The organism is Kitasatospora sp. NPDC085879, assembly GCF_040686255.1.
Lineage (GTDB): Bacteria > Actinomycetota > Actinomycetes > Streptomycetales > Streptomycetaceae > Kitasatospora.
Genome location: NZ_JBFBJZ010000034.1, coordinates 1 through 21,770, shown reverse-complemented (window position 1 = coordinate 21,770; position 21,770 = coordinate 1). Strand labels below are relative to the sequence as shown.

Annotated in this window: 22 protein-coding genes; 15 read left to right on the top strand and 7 right to left on the bottom strand. The window is 75.0% G+C overall.

Features of this window, described 5'->3' with window-relative positions:
- Positions 1–45: 45 nt before the first annotated feature.
- Both AB0P35_RS24650 and moaA read right to left on the bottom strand, forming a co-directional pair.
- On the bottom strand, positions 46–789 hold the full coding sequence (locus AB0P35_RS24650; RefSeq protein ID WP_363514256.1) for an HNH endonuclease family protein: 744 nt from the start codon (positions 787–789) through the stop codon (positions 46–48).
- 92 nt (positions 790–881) lie between these two features.
- Positions 882–1,922 carry a GTP 3',8-cyclase MoaA gene (gene moaA, locus AB0P35_RS24645; RefSeq protein WP_095876737.1) on the bottom strand — a complete coding sequence of 347 codons (1,041 nt, stop codon included), beginning with the start codon at positions 1,920–1,922 and terminating at the stop codon, positions 882–884.
- 131 nt (positions 1,923–2,053) lie between these two features.
- Here moaA and AB0P35_RS24640 point away from each other — a divergent pair, with 131 nt between their 5' ends.
- The 5 genes from AB0P35_RS24640 (at position 2,054) to AB0P35_RS24620 (ending at position 6,910) form a co-directional block, all read left to right on the top strand.
- Positions 2,054–2,656, top strand: a complete 603-nt coding sequence (locus AB0P35_RS24640; protein WP_095876738.1) for a nucleotidyltransferase family protein — start codon at positions 2,054–2,056, stop codon at positions 2,654–2,656.
- A gap of 204 nt (positions 2,657–2,860) precedes the next feature.
- The gene (locus AB0P35_RS24635; protein WP_257019448.1) at positions 2,861–3,679 is read left to right on the top strand and encodes a hypothetical protein; all 819 of its coding nucleotides are present in this window, start codon (positions 2,861–2,863) and stop codon (positions 3,677–3,679) included.
- A 174-nt stretch (positions 3,680–3,853) separates the two neighbouring features.
- Positions 3,854–4,624, top strand: coding sequence for a hypothetical protein (locus AB0P35_RS24630; protein WP_095876739.1), 771 nt, complete (start codon positions 3,854–3,856; stop codon positions 4,622–4,624).
- Between the two features lie 347 nt (positions 4,625–4,971).
- A complete protein-coding gene (locus tag AB0P35_RS24625; RefSeq protein ID WP_363514251.1) occupies positions 4,972–5,778 on the top strand; it encodes a (2Fe-2S)-binding protein in 807 nt (268 codons plus the stop codon).
- A 130-nt stretch (positions 5,779–5,908) separates the two neighbouring features.
- Positions 5,909–6,910 (top strand): DUF2637 domain-containing protein, encoded by a 1,002-nt coding sequence (locus AB0P35_RS24620; RefSeq protein ID WP_363514248.1) that lies wholly within the window; start codon positions 5,909–5,911, stop codon positions 6,908–6,910.
- A 58-nt stretch (positions 6,911–6,968) separates the two neighbouring features.
- Here AB0P35_RS24620 and AB0P35_RS24615 read toward each other — a convergent pair whose 3' ends face one another.
- Positions 6,969–9,185: a SpoIIE family protein phosphatase gene (locus AB0P35_RS24615; RefSeq protein ID WP_363514245.1), complete on the bottom strand. Its 2,217-nt coding sequence runs from the start codon at positions 9,183–9,185 to the stop codon at positions 6,969–6,971.
- 223 nt (positions 9,186–9,408) lie between these two features.
- Complete coding sequence (locus AB0P35_RS24610; protein ID WP_363514242.1) at positions 9,409–10,116, bottom strand: ATP-binding protein; 708 nt, start codon at positions 10,114–10,116, stop codon at positions 9,409–9,411.
- Between the two features lie 293 nt (positions 10,117–10,409).
- On the opposite strand from AB0P35_RS24610, the gene AB0P35_RS24605 reads away from it, so the two are divergent.
- Genes AB0P35_RS24605 through AB0P35_RS24595 form a run of 3 tightly spaced genes read left to right on the top strand, consistent with a single transcriptional unit; the run spans position 10,410 to position 13,926 of the window.
- Positions 10,410–11,120 carry an urease subunit gamma gene (locus tag AB0P35_RS24605; RefSeq protein ID WP_095876744.1) on the top strand — a complete coding sequence of 237 codons (711 nt, stop codon included), beginning with the start codon at positions 10,410–10,412 and terminating at the stop codon, positions 11,118–11,120.
- Between the two features lie 5 nt (positions 11,121–11,125).
- Positions 11,126–12,841, top strand: a complete 1,716-nt coding sequence (locus tag AB0P35_RS24600) for an urease subunit alpha (RefSeq protein WP_095877275.1) — start codon at positions 11,126–11,128, stop codon at positions 12,839–12,841.
- 47 nt (positions 12,842–12,888) lie between these two features.
- Positions 12,889–13,926: an agmatine deiminase family protein gene (locus AB0P35_RS24595; protein ID WP_363514238.1), complete on the top strand. Its 1,038-nt coding sequence runs from the start codon at positions 12,889–12,891 to the stop codon at positions 13,924–13,926.
- Between the two features lie 99 nt (positions 13,927–14,025).
- Here AB0P35_RS24595 and AB0P35_RS24590 read toward each other — a convergent pair whose 3' ends face one another.
- Together AB0P35_RS24590 and AB0P35_RS24585 are read right to left on the bottom strand one after the other, a co-directional pair.
- The gene (locus tag AB0P35_RS24590) at positions 14,026–14,277 is read right to left on the bottom strand and encodes a hypothetical protein (protein ID WP_363514235.1); all 252 of its coding nucleotides are present in this window, start codon (positions 14,275–14,277) and stop codon (positions 14,026–14,028) included.
- On the bottom strand, positions 14,271–14,513 hold the full coding sequence (locus AB0P35_RS24585; RefSeq protein ID WP_363514232.1) for a hypothetical protein: 243 nt from the start codon (positions 14,511–14,513) through the stop codon (positions 14,271–14,273). Before AB0P35_RS24585 ends, AB0P35_RS24590 begins: the two co-directional genes overlap by 7 nt.
- Positions 14,514–14,609: 96 nt before the next feature.
- Here AB0P35_RS24585 and AB0P35_RS24580 point away from each other — a divergent pair, with 96 nt between their 5' ends.
- The 5 genes from AB0P35_RS24580 (at position 14,610) to AB0P35_RS24560 (ending at position 17,874) form a co-directional block, all read left to right on the top strand.
- Positions 14,610–15,389, top strand: a complete 780-nt coding sequence (locus tag AB0P35_RS24580; RefSeq protein ID WP_363514229.1) for a GntR family transcriptional regulator — start codon at positions 14,610–14,612, stop codon at positions 15,387–15,389.
- A gap of 249 nt (positions 15,390–15,638) precedes the next feature.
- Positions 15,639–16,034 (top strand): tyrosinase cofactor, encoded by a 396-nt coding sequence (locus tag AB0P35_RS24575; RefSeq protein ID WP_363514226.1) that lies wholly within the window; start codon positions 15,639–15,641, stop codon positions 16,032–16,034.
- 50 nt (positions 16,035–16,084) lie between these two features.
- Complete coding sequence (locus tag AB0P35_RS24570; protein WP_363514223.1) at positions 16,085–16,912, top strand: tyrosinase family protein; 828 nt, start codon at positions 16,085–16,087, stop codon at positions 16,910–16,912.
- A 102-nt stretch (positions 16,913–17,014) separates the two neighbouring features.
- Positions 17,015–17,176: a hypothetical protein gene (locus tag AB0P35_RS24565; protein WP_179419663.1), complete on the top strand. Its 162-nt coding sequence runs from the start codon at positions 17,015–17,017 to the stop codon at positions 17,174–17,176.
- A gap of 71 nt (positions 17,177–17,247) precedes the next feature.
- Positions 17,248–17,874, top strand: a complete 627-nt coding sequence (locus tag AB0P35_RS24560; protein WP_363514220.1) for a TetR/AcrR family transcriptional regulator — start codon at positions 17,248–17,250, stop codon at positions 17,872–17,874.
- Between the two features lie 31 nt (positions 17,875–17,905).
- On the opposite strand, the gene AB0P35_RS24555 is transcribed toward AB0P35_RS24560, so the two are convergent.
- Positions 17,906–19,885 carry a protein phosphatase 2C domain-containing protein gene (locus tag AB0P35_RS24555; protein WP_363514217.1) on the bottom strand — a complete coding sequence of 660 codons (1,980 nt, stop codon included), beginning with the start codon at positions 19,883–19,885 and terminating at the stop codon, positions 17,906–17,908.
- Between the two features lie 319 nt (positions 19,886–20,204).
- On the opposite strand from AB0P35_RS24555, the gene AB0P35_RS24550 reads away from it, so the two are divergent.
- Both AB0P35_RS24550 and AB0P35_RS24545 read left to right on the top strand, forming a co-directional pair.
- Positions 20,205–20,696, top strand: a complete 492-nt coding sequence (locus AB0P35_RS24550) for a hypothetical protein (protein ID WP_363514214.1) — start codon at positions 20,205–20,207, stop codon at positions 20,694–20,696.
- A 124-nt stretch (positions 20,697–20,820) separates the two neighbouring features.
- Positions 20,821–21,522, top strand: a complete 702-nt coding sequence (locus AB0P35_RS24545) for a DUF3105 domain-containing protein (RefSeq protein WP_095876753.1) — start codon at positions 20,821–20,823, stop codon at positions 21,520–21,522.
- Positions 21,523–21,770: the final 248 nt, after the last annotated feature.

Below are 21,770 nucleotides of genomic sequence, written 5' to 3'. Positions count from 1 at the left end.
CCGGGAGGTGCCCCCACGCGCCCCTGATCGCCGTGTCCCGGCGGGTCAGCCGCACTGGGCGAGCATGGTCTGCTTGTCGGCCGGGGTGACGGGCAGGTCGTACTTGAGGGAGACCTGGGCGAAGCGGACGGCGTAGGAGCAGCGGATCTTCGGGTCGGCGGGGAGCCACTCGGAGGGGCCGGAGTCGCCCTTGGCGGAGTTCTGGGGGCCGTCGGCGGGGATCAGGTTGAGCGGGTCGTTGGCGATCCGGACCCGCTTGGCCTTGTCCCACTTCGCGGCGCCCATCTGCCAGTCGTAGGAGAGCGGCATCACGTGGTCGATCTGGATCCTCGTCGCCTGCGCCTTCGTCCACTGCACGTCCTTGCCGGTGTACGGGTCGTGGATGGTCATGGCGGTGACGGTGCAGGCGGAGCCGTCCTTGTGCTGGACGGCGCGGCCGTCCCGGGCGAGCAGGTCGTTGCGGGTGTCGCAGTTGTTGTGGCCGAGGGCGGTGCCGTCGACGTTGTCCGTCCAGGCGGGGCCGAACTGGTCGCGGTCGTAGCCGGTCCTGGGGCCGGCCGCGGCGGTGCGGACCTTGGCGATCAGGTCGCGGCCGGCCTTGCGGTCGGCGGCGGAGCTGAGCGGGGCGAGGCCGGGCCGGGTGCCGTCCGGGTTCTGCAGCGGGCTGGTGCCGAGGGCGCCGGCCGGGGCGTGGTCGGCCGAGGTGCCGGAGGTGCCGGAGGTGCAGGCGGTGAGCAGGAAGGCGGGCAGCAGCAGGGCGGACAGGGCGGTGGCTGGGCGGGCGCGCACGGGTTCTCCCCCGACGGTGTGGCGGTGACGGCGCACCAGCAGAGCAGGGGCCGTCCCGCCGGGTCAAGCCGCGGAGGCACGGGGCGGGGCGGTCAGCCGCCGATCGCGGACATCGGGCGGTCGGGGCGGACGAAGCCGGCCGAGTCGATGGCGTGGCCGGCGCGCTTGCGGGCGACGGTGGCGCGCCAGGCGGCCTCGATCCGGTCGTCGTCGGCGCCGGAGCGCAACAGGGCGCGCAGGTCGGACTCCTCGGTGGCGAAGAGGCAGTTGCGCAGTTGGCCGTCGGCGGTGAGCCGGACGCGGTCGCAGCCGCCGCAGAACGGGCGGGTGACGGAGGCGATGACGCCGACGACGGTGTCGGTGCCGGCGATCCGCCACTCCTCGGCGGGGGCGTTGCCGTGCCGGCCGACCGGGACGAGGTCCCAGCGGCGGCCGAGGTCGGCGAGCATCTCGTCGGCGGTGACCATGCGGGCGCGGTCCCAGGCGCCCTGGGCGTCCAGCGGCATGGACTCGATGAAGCGCATCCGGTAGCCGTGCTCGGCGGCGAAGGCGACGAGGTCGCGGAGTTCGTCGTCGTTGACGCCGCGGACGGGGACGGCGTTGATCTTGACGGGGTCGAGGCCGGCGGCGCGGGCGGCGGCGAGGCCGTCGAGGACGTCGGTGAGCCGGTCGCGGCGGGTGATCTCGGTGTACCGCTCGGGGCGGAGGGTGTCGAGGGAGACGTTGACCCGGTGCAGGCCGGCCGCCTTGAGGTCGGCGGCCGTCCGGGCGAGGCCGATGCCGTTGGTGGTGAGGGAGAGTTCGGGGCGGCCGTCCGGGCCGCCGAGGGCGGTGAGTCCGGCGATCAGTCCGGGCAGGCCGCGGCGGAGCAGCGGTTCGCCGCCGGTGAGGCGCAGGCTGCGGATGCCGAGGCGGTCGACGGCGATCCGGGCGAGCCGGACGACCTCGTCGTCGGTGAGGAGTTCGGGTCGGGGCAGCCAGTTCAGGCCCTCGGCGGGCATGCAGTAGGTGCAGCGCAGGTTGCAGCGGTCGGTCAGCGAGATCCGCAGGTCGGTGTGGATCCGGCCGAAGCGGTCGATCAGGGGCCCGCCGGGGGGCTGCGCGGTGCCGGGAGCGGTGGAACGGGGTGCCATGGGCCCAGTACAGGGTGCGGGCGGGGGCGGCGGCCAGCGGCGGAAGTTCCGGTGTGCGCCGCTGACCTGCGAGGTCGACTTGGCTGATCGCACAACTGCCGTCGGGGCGGCGGGGTCGGGAGACTGGGTGCATGAGTGATCGGCGGATTCCGGCCCTGGTGCTGGCGGCGGGCGGCGGGCGCCGGCTCGGCGGGCGGCCGAAGGCGCTGGTGGAGCACCGGGGGCGCCCGCTGCTGGAGCACGCGCTGGAGGTCGTCCGGGCGGGCGGCTGCGGGCCGGTGGTGGCGGTGCTGGGCGCGGCCCGGGAGCAGGTGCGGGCGCGGGCCGCGACGGGCGACTGCCTGCTGGTGGACAACCCGGCGTGGGAGAGCGGGATGGGCTCCTCGCTGCGGGTGGGGCTGGCGGCGCTGCCGGAGGGCGCTCCGGCGGTGCTGGTGATGCTGGTGGACACCCCGGGGGTGACCCCGGAGGCGGTGGCGCGGCTGCTGGCGGCGCAGCGGACGGGCGGGGAGCTCGTGGCGGCGGCGTACGGCGGTCGGCGCGGGCATCCGGTGCTGATCGGGGCCCGGTACTTCGCGGAGGCGGCGGACGGGGCCACGGGCGATGCGGGGGCGCGCGCCCTGCTGACGGCGCACGCCGGTGAGCTCCTTCTGGTGGAGTGCGGCGACGTGGCGGTGCCGGACGATCTGGACACCCCGGAGGACCTGGCCCGCTGGGCCGCGTCCGCCGGATGAACAGACCTGCCGTGCAAGCACGTTGGACTCTCGGATGCGCCCCGGTCACTGCTGTCCCCGCCGTTCGGCGGGGGCGCCGCCACCGTCGGGTCGTACGCCCCCGGGGTCTCCCCGATGTTTGCCGCAATCCGTTCCACCACCTGCCCGGATCAGCGAAGATAGGAAGTGACCTGCCCAGCCGACACCGAACGGACGGTGCCAGCCATGACCGCAGTGCCGCAGCCCGACGACTTCAGCAACCGGGCGCCCGGCCCCGCCCCGTCCGCGGGTGGCACCGCGATCCGCTGCCCGGCCTGCCGGGCGGAGCACGTGTACGAGGCGCCGAGCCTGCCGTGCCCGTGCGGGGCGCAGCTGCGGGTGCCGCTGCTGCGCGGCGGGGTGCCGGTGCAGGTGCGGTTCCGCTCCTGGGAGGACTCCTGGCTGAGCATGCGTTGTCCGCACTGCGGGCGCAACGACCAGTGGCCGCAGCCGGAGTTCACCTGCAACTGCGGGGCGACGGTGCGGCTGCCGGTGGACAAGGCGCCGCGGCTGCCGTCCGCCGGGCCGAGCGGCCGACCGGTGGGGGCCCGCCCGTACACGACGGCGGTGCCGCCGGAGGAGGTGGCGCCGCAGCAGGGCCGGCACCGGCTGATGCGTCCGCCGTTCCGCCCGCAGCCGGTGCACTCCTCGCAGGACGCGGTGCTGGCCGCGGCCCGCTACCTGCAGTGGCTCGGCTTCGAGGACCTGGAGTTGACGGAGGGGCAGGACCGCGAGGCGGTGACCCTGCTCGGCTCCCGGATGGTGGCCCAGGTGGACACCTGGTCGGACCCGGCGGACGTGAAGGCCGTCGAGTGCCTGTGGATGCAGACGCTGCACAGCGAGGAGATGGCGGCGGCGATGTTCACGCTGGCCGGGTTCTCGCATCAGGCTGTGGTGCGCGGCGAACAGTTGCTGGTGGCGCTGTTCACGCTGGACGCCTCGGGCATCCCGCAACCGGCGAACGGCGCCGCCGAGGCGCTGATGGAGACCGGCTGGACATCCTGACCCCCGCCGCGGCGGAGGGTGCCACTCCGCAATCCGTGTCGCTCGTGATCTGGTGCACAAGCGCGCCCCCGTGTTGAATTGCCGCCACAGCGCAGCCGTGGGGAAGGCGCGCGCCTGCCGGATGGCGCACACAAGGAGGTGGCGTTGTCGGAGCACCGAACGGCCCCGGGGGGCATGGCCGACGCCGTGTGGCGGCTTCGGTCGCGCGGGTGCTGGCAGGAGGCTGCGGAGTTACTGCGACCGCACGCCGGACGGGATCCGTCCGCCGCCGTGGAGCGGGCCGAACTCCTCATCGAGCAGTGCCTGTTCACGGCCGCGAACTGGGCCGAGGCGGAGGCCGCGCTGCGGCTCGCCGAGGCGGGGGCGGCGGCGCCCGGTCAGCGAGCCGCGGCGGCCTGCGCACGCGGGTTCCTGGCGTACGTGGCGAGCGTGCTGGGCAGACGGGACAGGCTGGACGAGGCGCAGGCCGCGCTCGGACGGACGTCCGCACTGCTGCCCCCGGACGCACCGGGGCGTCCACTGCTGGACTTCCGGCGCGGCCTGGTCGCCGAACACCTGCTGCACGACCCGGCGGCGGCGCGGATCGCCTACCGCCGGGCGCACGACGCGGCGGTGGAACGCCACGACGACCTGCTCTGCTCCTACACCTGGCGGCACCTGGCCGGGCTGGCGCTGGCCGGCGGGGACCGCGAGCGGGCCAGGGAGGGATTCCGGGCGTCGCTGCGGCTGCGCGAGGAACTCGGCTTCACGGTGGGGGTGGCACCGGCCCTGGCCGCACTCGCCGACGTCGCCGAGCCGGCCGAGGCGGCCCGGCTGCGTGCCGAGGCGACCCGGCTGGTGCAGGCCCTCGGCGGAGTCCCGGTCTGGCTGGCCGGCCGCCTCCGGATCCCGCCGCAGGGCGGTAGCCCCGACAGCCCGGCCGCCCGGACACCGGGCACGGCCTGACCCGGGCCGCGGCGGGTGGGCGGCACCAGCCACCCACCCGCCGCAGCCCGGCGGCACCGCTTGAACCGAAACGGCACCGAACACGAACACCCGCCGGGACGGACACGAAGATCGCCGGCTCCGCCCTCCGCACTGCGCCGATGCACCGCACTCTCTCCACCGGCCCCCGGCCCGGCCGACGGATCCTGGGCGAACCACCCCGGTGACGGCAGCCCCGGGGTGGGCTCGGCAGGGGGGACGGGGTGAGCTAAGGTAAGGCTTACCTGTCCGGGGTTGAGCAGTGCCCCGGACAGGGTCCGCCGACGCCGTCCCCGGGCTCCGCCGAGCCCCGTACCGCTGGGGCCCGCATGACCCTGACCGTCCCCGAGGCCGTCCCGGCGCGGGCCCGCCCGGAGCCGCCGCTCGCCGGCGCGTACCGCAGGCTGACCGACGCCCACCCCGCGCTGCGCCTGCGCCTGGCGCCGCCGCCGTCCGGCGCGGGCTGGGTGACCGCCGGTGAGCTGACCCGGGATCCGGAGGCCGTACGCGCCGCGATCGCGTTCGACGCCGAGGCCGGCGAGCGCGACCACGGCACCCCGCTGCGGCCGGACGTGGCCGCGGGCTTCTGCTTCCACCGCTGGATGTGGCCGGCGGCGCTGGCCTTCACCCTGCCGTGGTTCCTGGAGCGCCGGGTGCCGCGGCTGCCGGTCGGCCGGGTCGCCTTCCACCGGGCGCGCGGCGAGCTCACCGTGGACCCGGTGGAGCTGGTCGGCCTGCCCGGCGACCCGCTGGCCGCCGAGGGCCTGCTGCGCGCCGTCCCCGACGAGGCCGCACTGCGCGCCGAGCTGCTGGACGCGCTGGCCGAGCACATGGAGCCGATGGTGGCGGCGTTCCGCCCGTGGGTGCGGCGCGGACCGCGGACGCTGTGGGGCACGGCGACCGACGACGTGGTCGAGGGCCTCTGGTTCGTGGCGGGGCAGCTCGGCGAGGAGGAGCGCGCGGTCGCGGAACTCACCGCGCTGCTGCCCGGCGGCGGCCCGGCACCGTACGTCGGCGGCGCCTCCTTCCGGGCGACCGACGGTATACGTACACGCACTCGGGCGACCTGCTGCCTGTTCTACACGGTTGACCCGAACGGGCTGTGTTTCACCTGCCCGCGGCAGCAGGAAAGGTGATTGCCATTCGAATATTCGCCGATAATTCCCCCGCACCGGTGCATCGCCGGTAATCCGGCCTTCGGCGCCGGAATTCTCCGCCATCATGGACCAGCCGTCCCTACGCAGGAAAGCGAGGCTGGTTCAGGTCATGAGACTGTCCGACATACCACCGGGCTGGGGTGCGGTGGGCGTGGCCCTCCTCGTGGTCGCCGCCGTGCTCGTGGCGTTCGCCCGCTACCGGGCCGCCACGGCAACGGGCGGGTCCGATTCCTGGGAGCGCTCGGAGGAGCGCCGTCGGCGCAAGGAATCCCTGTACGGGGCCGCCTCGTACACCCTGCTCTTCTGCTGTGCCGCCGTCGCCGCGGCACTGTCCTTCCACGGGCTGGTCGGCTTCGGTGTGCAGAACCTCAACCTCTCCGGGGGCTGGGAGTACCTGGTGCCGTTCGGGCTGGACGGCGCCGCGATGTTCTGCTCGGTCCTGGCCGTCCGCGAGGCCAGCCACGGCGACGCGGCGCTCGGCTCCCGGCTGCTGGTGTGGCTGTTCGCGGGGGCGTCCGCCTGGTTCAACTGGGTGCACGCGCCGCGCGGCTTCGGCCACGCCGGGGCGCCGCAGTTCTTCGCCGGCATGTCGCTGTCGGCCGCGGTGCTCTTCGACCGCGCGCTCAAGCAGACCCGCCGGGCCGCGCTGCGCGAGCAGGGCCTGGTGCCCCGTCCGCTGCCGCAGATCCGGATCGTCCGCTGGCTGCGGGCCCCGCGGGAGACGTACGCCGCCTGGTCGCTGATGCTGCTGGAGGGGGTGCGCACGCTGGACGAGGCGGTCGAGGAGGTCCGCGACGACCGGCGGGCGGCGGCCGCCGACCGGGAGCGCCGACGGCTGGCGAGCCGCCGCGAGCGGGCCGAGATCCGCGCCATCGGCCGCCACCACGGGGGCTGGCGCCGTTCGGGAGCCCGGCAGCTGGAGGCGGGCGGAACGGAGCCTGCCATAGCCGTCGACGCGCCGCCGGTCGAGGTGCGGGCGGCCCAGCCCGGGCTGCCGGTGCGGGCGGCGCCGCTGAGCGTCGACCTGACGCCGGAGGACGACACCATCACGCTGCCGCGTCTGGAATCCCTGGAGCAGAAGCTCAAGGACCTGGAGCAGCAGTTCGGCTGACGGCCGTGGCGTGTCTCGACGTGCCCCGGGTTGACCGCCCGGGGCACGTCGAGGACGCCTAGCTGTCGGTCGGGGCCGGGCCGTCGGCGGAGAGCTCGAACCACATGCGCTTGCCGGAGCCGCGCGGTTCCACGCCCCAGCCGTCGGCGAGCGCCTCCACGAGCATCAGGCCGCGGCCGGAGGAGGCCTGCTCGCCGGGGGTGCGGCGGGTCGGCCAGAGGTCCGACTCGTCCTCGACCTCGACCCGCAGCCGGGCCCGCCCGTTGTCGGGCGCCCGGTAGAGCCGGGCGGTGAACATCGCGTCCCGGTCGGTGTGCCGGATGGCGTTGGTGACCAGCTCGGAGGAGAGCAGTTCGGCGGTGTCGATGAGCTCCGGGACCTGCCAGCGGCGCAGTGCGTCCCGCAGTTCGCCGCGGAGTTCGGAGATCCGGGCGAGGTCGGCCTGGCCGATCCGGCGCCGCAGCTGTTGGGCGGCGCGGCCGCCGGAGGGGCCGTCCCAGCGGAGCAGCAGCAGCGCTATGTCGTCCTCGCGCTCGCTGGAGTCGGCGGCGCGGGCGGCGATCCGGTCGGCGAGTTCCTCGAGCGGTTCGCGGGCGGACTCGTCACGGGCGGGCAGTGGCGTCGCCACGGCTTCGCAGAGCCGGCCGAAGCCGGTGTCGAGGTCCATGCCGCGGGCTTCGACGAGGCCGTCGGTGCAGAGCACGACGGTCTCGCCGGGGTCGAGGCTGAACCGGGTGACCCGGTACTCCTCGTCGGGGTCGACGCCGAGCGGGAGCCCGCCGGCGACCGGGAGCACGGAGGCCGAGCCGTCGGCGCGGCGGACCACCGGGTCGAGGTGGCCGGCCCGCACCGCGTAGACGACGCCGTAGTCGACGTTGACCTCGGCGTAGGTGCAGGTGGCGAAGTGGTCGGTGTCCAGGTCGGCGAGGAAGCGGGAGGCGCGGGCCATGACCGCGGCGGGCGGGTGGCCCTCGGCGGCGTAGGCACGCAGCGCGATCCGCAGCTGGCCCATGATGCCGGCGGCGTGCACGTCGTGGCCCTGGACGTCGCCGATGACGAGGCCGACGTGGCCGCCGGGCAGCGGCACGACGTCGTACCAGTCGCCGCCGATCTGCAGGCCGGAGCCGGCCGCGAGGTAGCGGACGGCGGTGGTGACACCGGGGACGGAGGGCACGGCGCGCGGCAGCATGACCCGCTGGAGGCTCGCGGCGAGCTCGTGCTCGGCGTCGTGCAGCTGGGCGCGGGCCAGCGACTGGGCGACCAGGCCGCCGAGGGTGGAGAGCAGGGTGCGGTCGTCGGCGTCGAGTTCGCGGTCGTCGTCGAAGCTGACCACGCAGACGCCGATCGCCCGGCCGCTGACCACCAGCGGCAGGAACGCCCAGGAGCTGCGACCGCTGCCGGCGCCGAGCTGCTCCCAGGCCTCCGGGTAGCGCTCCTCGTACTCCTCGCGGTCGGCGATGAACACGGGGGTGCGGGTGCGGACGGCGAAGGCCATCGGGTGGTCGGCGGCGAGCGGGGAGCGGTCGTGCCGGGCGATCAGCTCGCTGCGGTAGCCGCTGGCGCCGAGGATGGCGAGCCGGCCGGCCTCCAGGGAGGCGAGCACCAGGCCGTCCGGCGGGAGGCCGGGCAGCGGCAGCTCGGTGAAGACCCGGGCGACGTCGCGGACGGTGACCGCCTCGGAGAGTGCCCGGGCGGCCTCCTTGATGAACCGGGAGCGCTCCTCGCGCAGGGCGGCGAGTTCGCCGGCCTTCTCGCGTTTGTGGAGCTCGACGGTGGCGTCCCAGACGAAGCCGACCATCCGGGAGGGCCGGCCGAAGGCGTCGGCGAGGACGCGGCCGCGGAAGCGCACCGCGTGCATCTCGCCGCCGGGGTGGACGGTGCGGTAGTAGGCGCCGCACTGGCCGAGTTCGGTGACGGCCCGCTCGACCCGGCGGCGGACGACCGGGGCGTCCTCCGGGTGCAGCAGGGCGAGGAAGGCGGCGGAGCTGCGGTCGAAGCGGTTCGTGTCCAGGCCGAGGATGTCGCAGGCCCGCTGGTCGCCCTCGAGGATGTCGCGGCGGATGTCCCAGTCGAAGGAGCCGATGCCGTTGGCGGCCATCGCCGGCTCGAGCCAGTCCGGGGTGGAGTCGGCGCCGCGGCCGGAGAGGCTGCGGCCGGTCGGGGGGGCCGAGAGGCCGGCGGTCGCGGTGCGCAGCGCGTGGCCCGCGGCGGTACGCACCGCCTGGGCCGGTGGGCTCCGGCGCGCGGGCCCCTGCGGCTCGGGCTCTGTCGCCATGTGTCTCCTGCCGCTGCCAAGGCCGTGCTGTCCGGGCGGACGGCACGGCCGTGTCGTGATCGGATCGGTGTGCCGGCCGGTGGGGCCGGTCGGGAATCGGTTCTTCCCGCCGCGCACCGCGCACACATTCTCACTAGCCTCTCGTATGTTCGGCAAGGCGGCAATCCCGTAGCACCGTCCGGGTGTCGCAAAGATGGGGACAGGGTAACGGTTCGCACGCGATTCATGACGGTCCGAGCTCGAACCAGGTGGTCTTGCCGTCACCCCGGAGCTGTACTCCCCAGTCGTCCGCCATGGCCTCGACCAGCAGCAGTCCGCGGCCCGAGGTGGCGTAATCGCCCGGCGCGCGCCGCCCGGGGAGTCCGGGCGCGCCATCGCGGACTTCGATCCGGAGCCGCCGGTCCGCGGAGAGTTCCACGTCGAACACGGCACCGTGCGGGGTGTGCACCAGCGCGTTGGTGACCAGCTCGGAGGCGAGCAGTTCGGCGGTGTCGGCGAGTTCCGGCGGCAGCCCCCAACGGTCCAGGACCGCCCGGAGCCGGCGGCGAACGGCGCCGACGGCGGCCAGGTCGGCCGGCTCCAGGACGGCGTGCAGCCGGCGGTGGAGCGCCCTACCCGCCCCGCGCACCGGCGCGTCGTCGGGTGCGGCCCGCGGCGACGGCGGGCCGCCGGCCCGCGCCGAGCCCTCCGCGCCGCCCGTCCGCGGCTCGCCGCCGGGCGCCGGGCGCCCCCCTGGTGCGCCGCGGCCGCCGGGCGGGGTGCCGTCCGGTGCGGTGCGGCCGCCGGCTGCGGCGCGGCTGCCGCCCGGACCCGCGACCGCCGGCCGCCGGCGTTGAAAACGTGCCTGCCCGTCCATCAAAACGCCCCCGCCCTGCTCAGGAACGCCCCACCGGTCCCCCTCCGCGGGCGTCCAGCCGTCGGAAGTCCTCATGCCCACTCCCAATGGCCCCGCAACAGTGCGTAGCCGGTCACCCGGGGTGAAGCGGGGCTCGGGGGCGGCCGCGTGATCCACCGGGCGCGGTCGGGGAGGTTTGGCCGGGCGCCCGATGCTGCACCCGCACCTCCCGGAGCGCCCCCGTCGCGCCCCCGTCGCGCCGCCGTGCGGAGTACCACCGGGCGAGCAACGCTGGACACGGCGGCCGGGCCCGGGTTCAATGGGGCCCCGATGTTTGAACGCCGTTCTAACACCATCGACCACCCACCGGCACCCGCGAGCGAGGAACCGTGCGACTGACCCCCACCGAACGGGACCGGCTGCTGATCTTCACAGCGGCCGAACTGGCCCGCGCCCGCCGCGCCCGCGGCGTGCGACTCAACGTGCCCGAGGCCACCGCGCTGATCGCCGACACGGTCTGCGAGGCGGCCCGGGACGGCCGGCGACTGGCCGAGGCGATCGAGGCCGGGCGATCGGTCCTCTCCGCCGACGACGTGCTGCCCGGCGTGCCCGACGTCGTCACCGTGGTGCAGGTCGAGGCGGTCTTCGACGACGGCACCCGGCTCGCCGTGGTCAACGACCCGTTCCGCGGCGCCGGTTCGCTCGGCGACGACGCCCCGGGCGCCGCCCTGGCCGGGAGCGGCCAGGGCTACGACCCGGTCGAGGAGACGGTCGTGCTGCCCGTCCACAACACCGCGGCGGTGCCGATCTCGGTGACCTCGCACTTCCACTTCTTCGAGGCGAATCCGCGCCTCGCCTTCGACCGCGCCGCCGCGTACGGCACGCATCTGGCCGTGCCGGCCGGGTCCTCGGTGCGGTTCGACCCCGGGGCCACCGTCGAGGTCGGCCTCGTCCCGATCGGCGGCGAACGGGTCGCCATCGGCTTCGCCGGACTGGTCGACGGGCCGCTCGACGCGCCCGGCGCCAAGGAGGCCGCCCTGGAGAAGGCGCGCGCCACCGGCTACCTGACCAGCTTCGACGACGCGGAGGTCGAGTCGTGACCGCCATCTCCCCCCACGACTACATCTCGGTGCACGGCGCCCGGGCCGGGGACCGCATCCGGCTCGGCGACAGCGGGCTGATCATCCGGGTCGAGTCCGACTCCCAGGAGCCCGGGAACGAGTTCCTGGCCGGCTTCGGCAAGACCGCCCGGGACGGCCTGCACCTCAAGGCCACCTCGATCCGCGAGACCTGCGACATCGTGATCAGCAACGTCGTCGTCATCGACGCGATCCAGGGCATCCGCAAGACCTCGATCGGCATCCGCGACGGCCGGATCGTCTCCGTCGGCCGGGCCGGCAACCCCGACACCATGGACGGCGTCGACGTCGTCGTCTCCACCGGTACCACGATCGTCTCCGGCGAGGGCATGATCGCCACCGCCGGCGCCATCGACACCCACGTCCACCTGCTCTCGCCGCGGATCATGGAGGCCTCGCTGGCCTCCGGCGTCACCACGATCATCGGCCAGGAGTTCGGCCCGGTCTGGGGCGTCGGCGTCAACTCCCCCTGGGCGCTGCGGCACGCCTTCAACGCGTTCGACGCCTGGCCGGTCAACATCGGCTTCCTGGGCCGCGGTTCGTCCTCCGACCCGGCCCCGCTGATCGAGGCGCTCGCCGAGGGCGGTGCCTCCGGCTTCAAGGTGCACGAGGACATGGGCGCGCACACCCGCGCCCTGGACACCGCGCTGCGGGTCGCCGAGGAGTACGACGTCCAGGTCGCGCTGCACACCGACGGGTTGAACGAGTGCCTCTCGGTCGAGGACACACTCAAGGTGCTGGAGGGCCGGACCATCCACGCCTTCCACATCGAGGGCTGCGGCGGCGGGCACGTGCCCAACGTGCTGAAGATGGCCGGTGTGGAGAACGTCATCGGCTCCTCCACCAACCCCACCCTGCCGTTCGGCCGGGACGCCCTCGGCGAGCACTTCGGCATGATCGTCTCCGCGCACGACCTCAAGGTCGACCTGCCGGGCGACGCCGCAATGGCCCGCGACCGGATCCGCGCCGGCACGATGGGCGCCGAGGACGTGCTGCACGACCTCGGCGTCATCGGCATCACCTCCTCCGACGCCCAGGGCATGGGCCGGGCCGGGGAGACCGTCCGCCGCACCTTCGCCATGGCCGGCAAGATGAAGGCCGAACTCGGCCCGCTGGACGGCGAGGGCTCGTACGGCACCGCCGGCGGCGGCGACGACAACGAGCGGGTGCTGCGCTACATCGCCAAGCTGACCGTCAACCCGGCCATCGCGCACGGCCTCGTCCACGAGGTGGGCTCGCTGGAGGTCGGCAAGCTCGCCGACATCGTGCTCTGGCGTCCGGACCACTTCGGCGCCAAGCCGCAGCTGGTGCTGAAGGCCGGCTTCCCCGCGTACGGCGTGGTGGGCGACCCGAACGCCTCCACCGACCGCTGCGAACCGCTGGTGCTCGGACCGCAGTTCGGCGCGCATGGCGCCACCGCCGCGGACATCTCCGTCGCCTTCGTCTCGCAGGCCGCCGCCGAGGCCTCCTACCTGGACGTCGCCGGCGACCAACTCCCCACCCGCAGGCGCCGGGTGGGCGTCCGCAACACCCGCGGGATCGGCCCGAAGAACATGGTCCGCAACGCCCGCATCGGCCACGTCCAGGTGGAGGCCGACACCGGCCTGGTCTCCCTGGACGGCGCCCCACTGCGCTCCGAGCCCGCCGACAGCGTCTCGCTCAGCCGCCTCTACTTCCTCTGACCCCCACCAGCCCTCCGACCCCCACCAGCGTTTAGGAACAGACCCTCATGACCACTCCCGCCCAGCTCGGCTTCCGGATGCCCGCCGAATGGCACCCGCACGAGCGCACCTGGATGGCCTTCCCGACCGCCAACCCCACCTTCGACTCCCCCGAGCACCTGCACGCCGGCCGCGAGGCGTGGGCGAAGGTCGCCAACACCATCGTCCGGTACGAGCCGGTGACCCTGGTGGTCAACACCGGTGAGACGGAGGAGGCGCGGAAGTACGTCGCCGCCGAGGTGGAGATCGTGGAGCGCCCGCTCGACGACGCCTGGATGCGCGACATCGGCCCGACCTTCCTGGTCGACGGCGAGGGCGGGGTGGCCGCCGCCGACTGGATCTTCAACGGCTGGGGTGCGCAGTCCTGGGCCCGCTGGGAGAACGACCAGCACGTCGCCGAGCACGTCACCGGGCTCACCGGCGTGCAGCGCTTCGCCTCCCGGCTGATCAACGAGGGCGGCGGCATCCACGTCGACGGCGAGGGCACCGTGCTGGTCACCGACACGGTGCAGCTGGGCGAGGGCCGCAACTCCGACTGGACCCGCGAGGAGGTCGAGGCCGAGCTGCACGCCTTCCTCGGCACCACCAAGGCGGTCTGGCTGCCGCGCGGACTCACCCGCGACTACGACGAGTTCGGCACCCGCGGGCACATCGACATCGTCGCCTCCTTCGTCCGCCCGGGCGTGGTCGTCGCCCACGTGCAGCCCGACCCCGAGCACCCCGACCACGAGGTGTGCCAGGAGCTGGTGTCGATCCTGCGCGCCTCCACCGACGCCCAGGGCCGGCCGTTCGAGGTGATCGAACTGCCCGCGCCGACCGTGCTGCTGGACGAGGAGGGCGAGCCCGTCGACTACTCGTACATCAATCACTACGTGGCGAACGGAGCGGTGATCCTCTGCGCCTTCGACGACCCGCGCGACCAGGAGGCGGCCGCGATCCTCGCCGAGGCCTACCCGGGCCGCACCGTGGAACTGGTCGACGCCCGCGAGATCTTCGCCAACGGCGGCGGTATCCACTGCATCACGCAGCAGCAGCCGCGGAGCTGACGCACCACCACAGGACGGGCGCCGGGGTCGGCGCGGTACCGAAAGGTGCCGCGCCGACCCCGGCGCTTCTCCGTCCGGCCCCGTTCGGGCCGGGCCCGTTCAGCCGCCGGCGGCGCGGGTGAGGACGGCGGTCACGGCGTCGAGGTAGTCGGCCCAGCAGTCGCCCGTCGGCGGCACCTCCGAGCCGCCGCCGTGGCAGCGGGCGCACCGCCCGCAGCGCCGGTAGCGCGGCACCAGGTCGGACACGTCCGCTCCGGAGGCGGCGGGATCGGAACGGGCAGGGTCGGGCGGGGTCGGACCGATCACGGTCGGATCGGGCGGGGTCGGATCGGGCGGGGTCGGCTTCAGCACGGGTCCTCCTGGACCTCGGCCCAGACCACGGTGCGACCGGAGCCGTCGCTGGCGCCCCAACGCGCGACGGATGTCAGGGCCCGCAGCACGGCGGCCCACTGCTCGTCGGTGCACCGCTCCGGGATCGTCACGGTGATGCGGACAGTGCCGGGGGCGGTCCGGGCGGTGGTCGCGACCTCGCCGGTGGCCCGCTCGAGGCCTTTGCGCAGGACGTTCGCACGCACGCTGACCTGCACCGCCCCTTCCCTAGTAATGGAGTGGAACTGTACTAATAGACTAGTGGCCGGACGGATACTCTGTCACCTCGCCGTCACTCAGTGAGAGGACACAGGATGAGTCAGGACAGCTCGCCGCCCCCGTACCTCCGGGTGGCCGAGCGGCTCCGCCAGCGCATCCAGTCCGGCGATCTCGCGCCCGGCGACCTCCTGCCCTCCCTCTCCGAGATCCGCGACGAGACGGGGTACTCCGGCACGGTCGGTCAGCGTGCCTACGCGGTGCTCGTCGACGAGGGCCTGGTCGTCGCCCGGCCGGGCCGCGGCCACTACGTCCGCTCGCAGGAGGAGCGGCCGCTGCTGGTGCGCCGCCCGCGGGTCACGCCCGCCTCCGGATCGCCGGCCGAGGCGCTGCTCACCGAGCAGGGCGTCCGGGCGAGTTGGGACAGCGAGTCGACCACCGCCCGCGCCGACCGGCGGATCGCCGAGCGCCTCGGCATCGCCGCCGGCGACCCGGTGATGCACACCACGTACGTCTGGCGCGCGGACGGCGAGCCGGTGCAACTCGCCGAGTCCTGGGAGCCGATGTCCGTCACCGGCGGCACCCTGGTGGTACTGCCGGAGGCCGGCCCGTACGCGGGCATCGGCGTCGCCGACCGGATGGCGCTGATCGGCATCGAGACCGGCGTGCCGGTCGAGCGGGTCACCGCCCGCGGCGCCTCGCGCGCCGAGGCCGCCCTGCTCGGCACCACCCCGGCCGCGCCGGTGCTCGCGATCGAGCGCACCTACTACGACCGGGCCGGCCGCCGCGCCGTGGAGACCGCCGACATCGTGCTGCTCGGCAGCCGCTGGGCCGCCGAGTACGGCACCCGCCCCGTGAACGGCGCCGCCGCCGAGTAGTTCGGCCGGCGGGAGGGACCGGCGCGGCCGACGGGCCGTCAGCCGAGGGCGCCCGCACGGGCCGCCGGGGTTCGTTGAGCGTTCACCCGTGTCCGGATTTCGGTCTGTCGACCGGCCCCCGCCGTTGGAGGGTTCCGCGGCCGAGCCGCGCCTTGCCAGCATGGGGACCGTCCGCGACGGCGCATATGCCACAAGCACATGCCGTCGCCGAGGCATCGTCAGATCCGCTCCACCAGGGGGGAACCACCCATGCCCGAAGCCGGTCACCACGCCGAGCTGACCCGCCGCCGGATGCTCCAGGGCGCCGGCGTCGCCCTCACCGCCGCCGTCGGCACCGCCGTCCTCGGCCTCGCCGGGCCGACCGGAACCCCGGCCGCCGCGGCGGGGCCCGGCGGCAACGACACCTTCGACGAGGTCTACCGCGGCCGCCGCATCCAGGGCCGCCCCGCCGCATCCGGCCACCACCACCACGGCGGCGCCGACTACACCGTGCTGGTCGACGGCGAGGAACTGCACGTGATGCGCAACGCCGACGGCACGTGGATCAGCGTCGTCAACCACTACCAGCCGCACCAGACTCCGCTCGCCCTCGCCCGCGCCGCCGTCGTAGAGCTGCAGGGCGCCACCCTCGTCCCGATCGCCTGACCGGGCCCGCCCCTCCCCGTAACCACCACCAGCACTTTCAGGAGGACACCATGGCGGTCCGCAAGAACCAGGCGACCCTCACGGCCAAGGAGAAGCGCGACTTCGTCGACGCCGTGCTCCAGCTCAAGAAGCTCGGCCGCTACGACGCCTACGTCAGCACCCACAACCGCTTCATCGTCAGCGACACCGACAACGGCGAGCGGACGGGCCACCGCTCGCCCTCGTTCCTGCCCTGGCACCGCAGGTTCCTGCTCCAGTTCGAGCAGGACCTGCAGTCGGTCAACCCCTCGGTCACCCTGCCCTACTGGGACTGGACCGCCGACCGCACCGCCACGGCGGGCCTGTGGGCCGAGGACCTGCTCGGCGGCAACGGCCGCTCCGGCGACAACCGGGTCACCACCGGCCCGTTCGCCGGCACCGGCGGCCAGTGGACGATCACCGTCCGCCCCGACAGCCGCGACTACCTGCGCCGCTCGCTCGGCACCGGTGTCGCCCAACTGCCCACCCGGGCCGAGGTCGAGTCGGTGCTCGCGGTGCAGACCTACGACGCCGCCCCGTGGAACAGCTCCTCGGCCGGCTTCCGCAACCAGCTCGAGGGCTGGCGCGGCATCAACCTGCACAACCGGGTGCACGTCTGGGTCGGCGGCCTGATGGGCACCGGCATGTCGCCCAACGACCCGGTGTTCTGGCTGCACCACTGCTTCATCGACAAGCTGTGGGCCGAGTGGCAGCGCCGCCACCCGCAGCAGGGCTACCTGCCGACCACCGCCACGACCAACGTGATCGCCCTCAACACCGCGATGAAGCCGTGGAACGACACCACCCCCGCCGACATGCTCGACCACACCCGCCACTACACCTACGACTCGGCGTTCTGACCGGGCACCGGCCCCGGCCGGACGAGTGATTGTGCGAAACGCGGCGCCCGCCCGACCGGTGTCCGGCGGGCGCCGCGCCGTCCCGCACGGTGTCATGAATCCATGACCACACACTGGCTGATCACCTTCACCGACGAGCTGATGCGCCTCACCGACGACCTCGACCAGGAACAGGCCGCCGAGTTCGTCCGCAAGGTGTACGAGGCGGGCCGCGCCGCCGGCCGGCTGGAGAGCGCCGAGGGCCAGGAGCACAGCGGCTGGTGAGACCGCTCCCCGGCGCCCCCCAATTGCCGGTCGGTCTAAGGTGGGGCCGGACCAGGAAAGAGGAGCAGGACATGGCCGAGCCGCGGGTGCGCCGGGCCGCACGGCCCCGCGAGGAGGTCTTCGCGACCGCCCGGGCCGCGATCGCCGAGCACGGCCTCGACAAGCTGACCATGGCCGGCCTCGGCCGCCAGCTCCAGATGAGCGCCGGCCACCTCCTCTACTACTTCGGCAGCAAGGACCAGCTGCTGCTGGAGACCCTGCGCTGGAGCGAGGAGCAGCTCGGCGAGCGGCGCCGCGCCGCCCTCGCCCGGCAGGACCTCACCGTCCGGCAGCGGCTGGCCGAGTACGCCGAGCTCTACCTGCCCGAGGGGCTCGGTGACCCGCGCTGGATCCTCTGGGTCGAGGTCTGGGGCCGCTCCCCCGCCAGCGCCGAGATCCGCCAGGGCCAGCTGGAGATCGAGGCCCCCTGGCAGGCCGACCTCGTCGCCCTGATCGAGGAGGGCGTCGCCACCGGTGCCTTCCGCCACCCGCACGGCGACGACAGTGCCGGCCATGGCACCCCGCTCCAGGACCGGGCCCGGCAGATCCGCGCCGTGCTGGACGGCTTCGCCGTCCCGCTGGCCATCGGCCTGCCGGGCGCCGACCGCGCCGACGCCCTGGCCCAGGTCGCCTCCGTGACGGCCGCGCTGCTGGACTGACCGGCCCGGCGCGGGCGGCCGGGACCGCGGCTCACTCCGTCCAGAGCGCGGCGGCTGTCCGGTCGTCGGCGTAGCCCTTGGCCCGGACCTGCACCTGGCGCAGGAAGTCGACGCTGCCCGGCGGATGCGGATGCGCCCAGTGGTTGGAGAGGAACCGGGCCACCGCCGGCTCGTCCGCGATCGGATCGGCCAGGCCCGCGGTGCACAACAGCAGGATGTCGCCGGTCGTGGCGGGCACCATCCGGAACCGGAACGACCGCGGCGCCGCCGCCGGGGCCGCCGGTGCCGGCTCCCCGTCGGGGTGGTGCAGCAGCCGGGCGGCGTAGGCGTCGATCCAGTGGCCGGAGCGGAGCAGGTAGAGCCCGCCCGGTCCGGTGCCGAACGCGGCCCGGTACCCGGCCTCCCGGTCCAGCGAGACCAGCAGGCAGTGCAGCGCCCCGGACTCGCCCTCACCGGACTCACCCTCGCCGGATTGCCCGGCCACCGGGGATGCCGCACCGGCCGGGCGCAGCCGGGCGGCCGCGCCGACCGTGAGGCGCTGCAGGCCGTAGCGGAGCCGGTCACGGGCGCCGCCGCGCAGGTCGGCGGCGAGTTCGGCCCGGCTGCGGCCGATCGCGGCAGCCAGCTGCCGGGCGGCCTCCGCGGCGGCCGCCGAACCGGCGGCCGCGTCCTCCCCGCGGGCCGGTGCGGCGATCACCGCGAGCAGCAGGCCGTCCTCGCCCTCGCCGAAGCGGGTCACCAGCAGGGCGTCCCGGCGGGGCTCGCCGCGGAACCGTGCGGAGTCGCCCCGGACGGAGGCCGCGCGGAGTATGGCCGCGCCGTACTGCGCGCCGTCGAGGACGGTGTCCGGGACGATCGCGTCCAGCCCCGCCGGGTCGGCGGCCGGCAATGCGGTCGGCTCCGGGCTGTAGGTCGGGGGCCGCTCGCCGACGTGCGGTACGGGCGGCTCCAGTGGGGCGCGCCTCGTGGCCGGCCGGGGCTGGGACGGCACCGCGGCCGGCTCGGGCTCGACCACCACCTCCTGCGGCCCGGCCTCCTCGGGCTCGACACCGGAGGGCGTCGGTTTGCGCAGGACGACGGTCGGACCGGGCGCGGGGACGGTCGGACGGCGGGGCACACCGGCCTCGGCGCCGGCGGCGGACGGCTCGGGCGCGGCGGGGGCGGCGTCCGCCGCGGGGCGGCGCACGGGCCGGAGCGGGAGCGTCGGCTCGGGCTCGGGGGCAGCGGTCGACGGCTGCCGCACGTCCGCGGTCCGCTGCGCGAGCAGCGGGTCGGAGCGGCGGACGGTTCCCAGGGCGAGCGTCGGCTCGGGCTCCGGCTCGGGCTCGGGCTCGGTGGTTGGCTCGGGCAGCGGGTCGGAGCGGCGGACCGTGCCGAGGGTGAGCGTCGGCTCGGGCTCCGGCTCGGCCGACGGTGTGGGGGCGGCAGGCGGCGTGGGGGCGGCGGGCGGAGCCGGGCGCGGTCCGCCGATGACACCGGCGGCCATGTCGAACCAGTCGTCGACACTGGGCTCGTCCGCGGCGGCGGCGACGGCGGGCCCCACGGGGGTGCCGCTCTCGGCCGCCGTGGCGGCGCGCGGTGGCGGGTCGGCCGGAGGTGCCCAGTGCGGGCGCGGCGGCGTCGACGGTGCGGCGGGCGCGGTGGCCGGCTCGGCGGGGGTGGCGCGCGGCGGTGGGTCGGCGAGGGGTGCCCAGTGCGGGCGGGACGGCGACGGTACCGGGGCGGGACGGGTCGGCGCGGGCGGAACCGGGTCCGGTGCGGCCGCGGCCTCCAAGACCTCGCTCTGCCGCGGTCCGGACGGCCCGGGCGGTGCGGCGGGGGCGGGCCCGGTCGGCGCGGCGGTGCGCCGGGGGCCGATCATTCCGGCCGCGGAGTCGAACCAGTCGTCGACGCTGCCCTCGCCCGCGGTGGCCCCGGGGGCGTCCGGCAGGCTGCCCGCCGGGCCCGCGTAGACGGAGTGCCACCAGCCGTCCTCGGGCCGGTCGTGCGGGGGTGCGCCCTGGTTCGTCACGTGGCGGCTCCTCGTACCATGTCTGCCGTCTGCCGAGCGGGCCGTGTCGCCGGACTCGGTTGGTCATTCTCCCGAAGGAGAACGACGGTGTCCGGCTTTCGGGGACACCCGGCCACCCGTCGGGTGCAGCGGCGGTGTGATCCGCTCGGATTCGGCCAACCGTGCGGAGAGTGTCCGGACCTGGGCGGGACCGGATGTCCGGACCGTCCGTTTTCGGGGTGGGATCGGGGCGGGAAAGGCCCTGCAAGGGCCGTCCGGCCTGGGATGGGAGGGCCAAGAGGGGGACCGCTTCACCCCTTCGGCTGATTAATATGTGCGCATGAGCGTGCCAGCATCCGCGACCGGTGAGCCGGTGCGGTCCGTCCGCGCGGGCCGCGGTCCGGCCGTGGTGCTGTGGGCGCTGCTCGTCGCCGGTCTGCTGACGCTGCTGCCGTGCGCCGGTACCGCGAAGGCGGTGTCCGGCCGCGTGCCGTCGGCCCCGCCGGCCACGGCCGCCACCGGTCCGCACACCGCGGCCCCGGCGTCCGCCGTCCACGGTGCGGGGCACGCCGTCGCGGGCTGGTCGGACGAGGGCGGCCCGCACGTCTGGTGCTCTGCCGACGGCGACCACCCGCTGCCGGGGAAGGGCTGCACCAGCCACCCGTTCCGGGGGCTGGAGGCGCAGTTGCCGAACGCTCCCCCGCAGCCGGTGGCGGTCACCCTGCCGCAGCTGGTTCCGGCGCCGGCGCTGCCCGCCGCCGTCCCGCTCGACACGTTGGCCGGGCCGCCTCCCGCGCCCGACCTCCACGTGCTGCAGGTCCACAGGTCCTGAGCGGAACCCACCGTCGGCCGTGACCCGTGCCCCGCGCACCGGGCCGTCCGACGGCTCCGCCGCCCCCATCCCCCTCTCGCCCTACCGTCGTGCCCGTGCGCACGGCGGAGACAAGGACACACTCATGGGTTCCGCCTCCAGGCAGTCCAAGCCGGCCAAGCAGACCTCCGGCAACCCGGGCAACCGGCCGAGCCAGTCCGATCGGCAGGCCGACCGCCGGGCCCGCATCGCGGAGCTGCGCGCGACCGAGCAGAAGCGCGACCGCCGCAACAAGATCATCGCGTTCGGCCTGGGCGGTGCGCTGCTGGTCGGCATGATCGGCGCCGGCACCTGGATCGCCCTCGACGCCAAGCACGACAAGGACGCCAAGGCGGCCGCCGCCAAGGCGCCGATATCCGGCGTGCAGACCTTCGACAACCTGTCGCGCAACCACGTCGAGACCAAGGTCACCTACGCGCAGACCCCGCCGGTCGGCGGCGACCACAACCCGCGCTGGGCGAACTGCATGGGCGACGTGTACGAGAAGCCGCTGGCCAACGAGAACGCCGTGCACTCGATGGAGCACGGCGCGGTCTGGGTGACGTACAACTCGAAGGCGTCCGCCGACGACGTCAAGAAGCTGTCGGAGAAGGTCAAGGCCACCCCGTACACCTTCATGAGCCCCTACCCGGACGAGAAGAGCCCGATCACGCTCAGCGCCTGGGGCACCCAGCTGAACGTGGACAGCGCCAGTGACCCGCGGGTGGAGCAGTTCTTCACCAAGTACGTCCAGGGTCCGCAGACCCAGGAGCCCGGCGCGTCCTGCAGCGCGGGTGTGATGCAGTGATGACCGGCGCCGAGGAGACCTCGGCCACCCGGACCGAGGAGTCCGGAGCGGACGGCGCCGCGCCGCGCCGCTCCCGGAAGCTGCTGTGGTGGCCGGCGGCGATCGCCGCGGTGATCGCGCTCTGCCTCGGCGTGTCCGCGCTGGTGGCGGGCGGGTCGGACTCCGGCGGCTCGTCGGGGGGGGGCGCCCCCCCCCCCCCCCCCCCCCCCGGCCCCCCCGCCCCCCCCCCGGGGGCCCCCCCCCCCCCA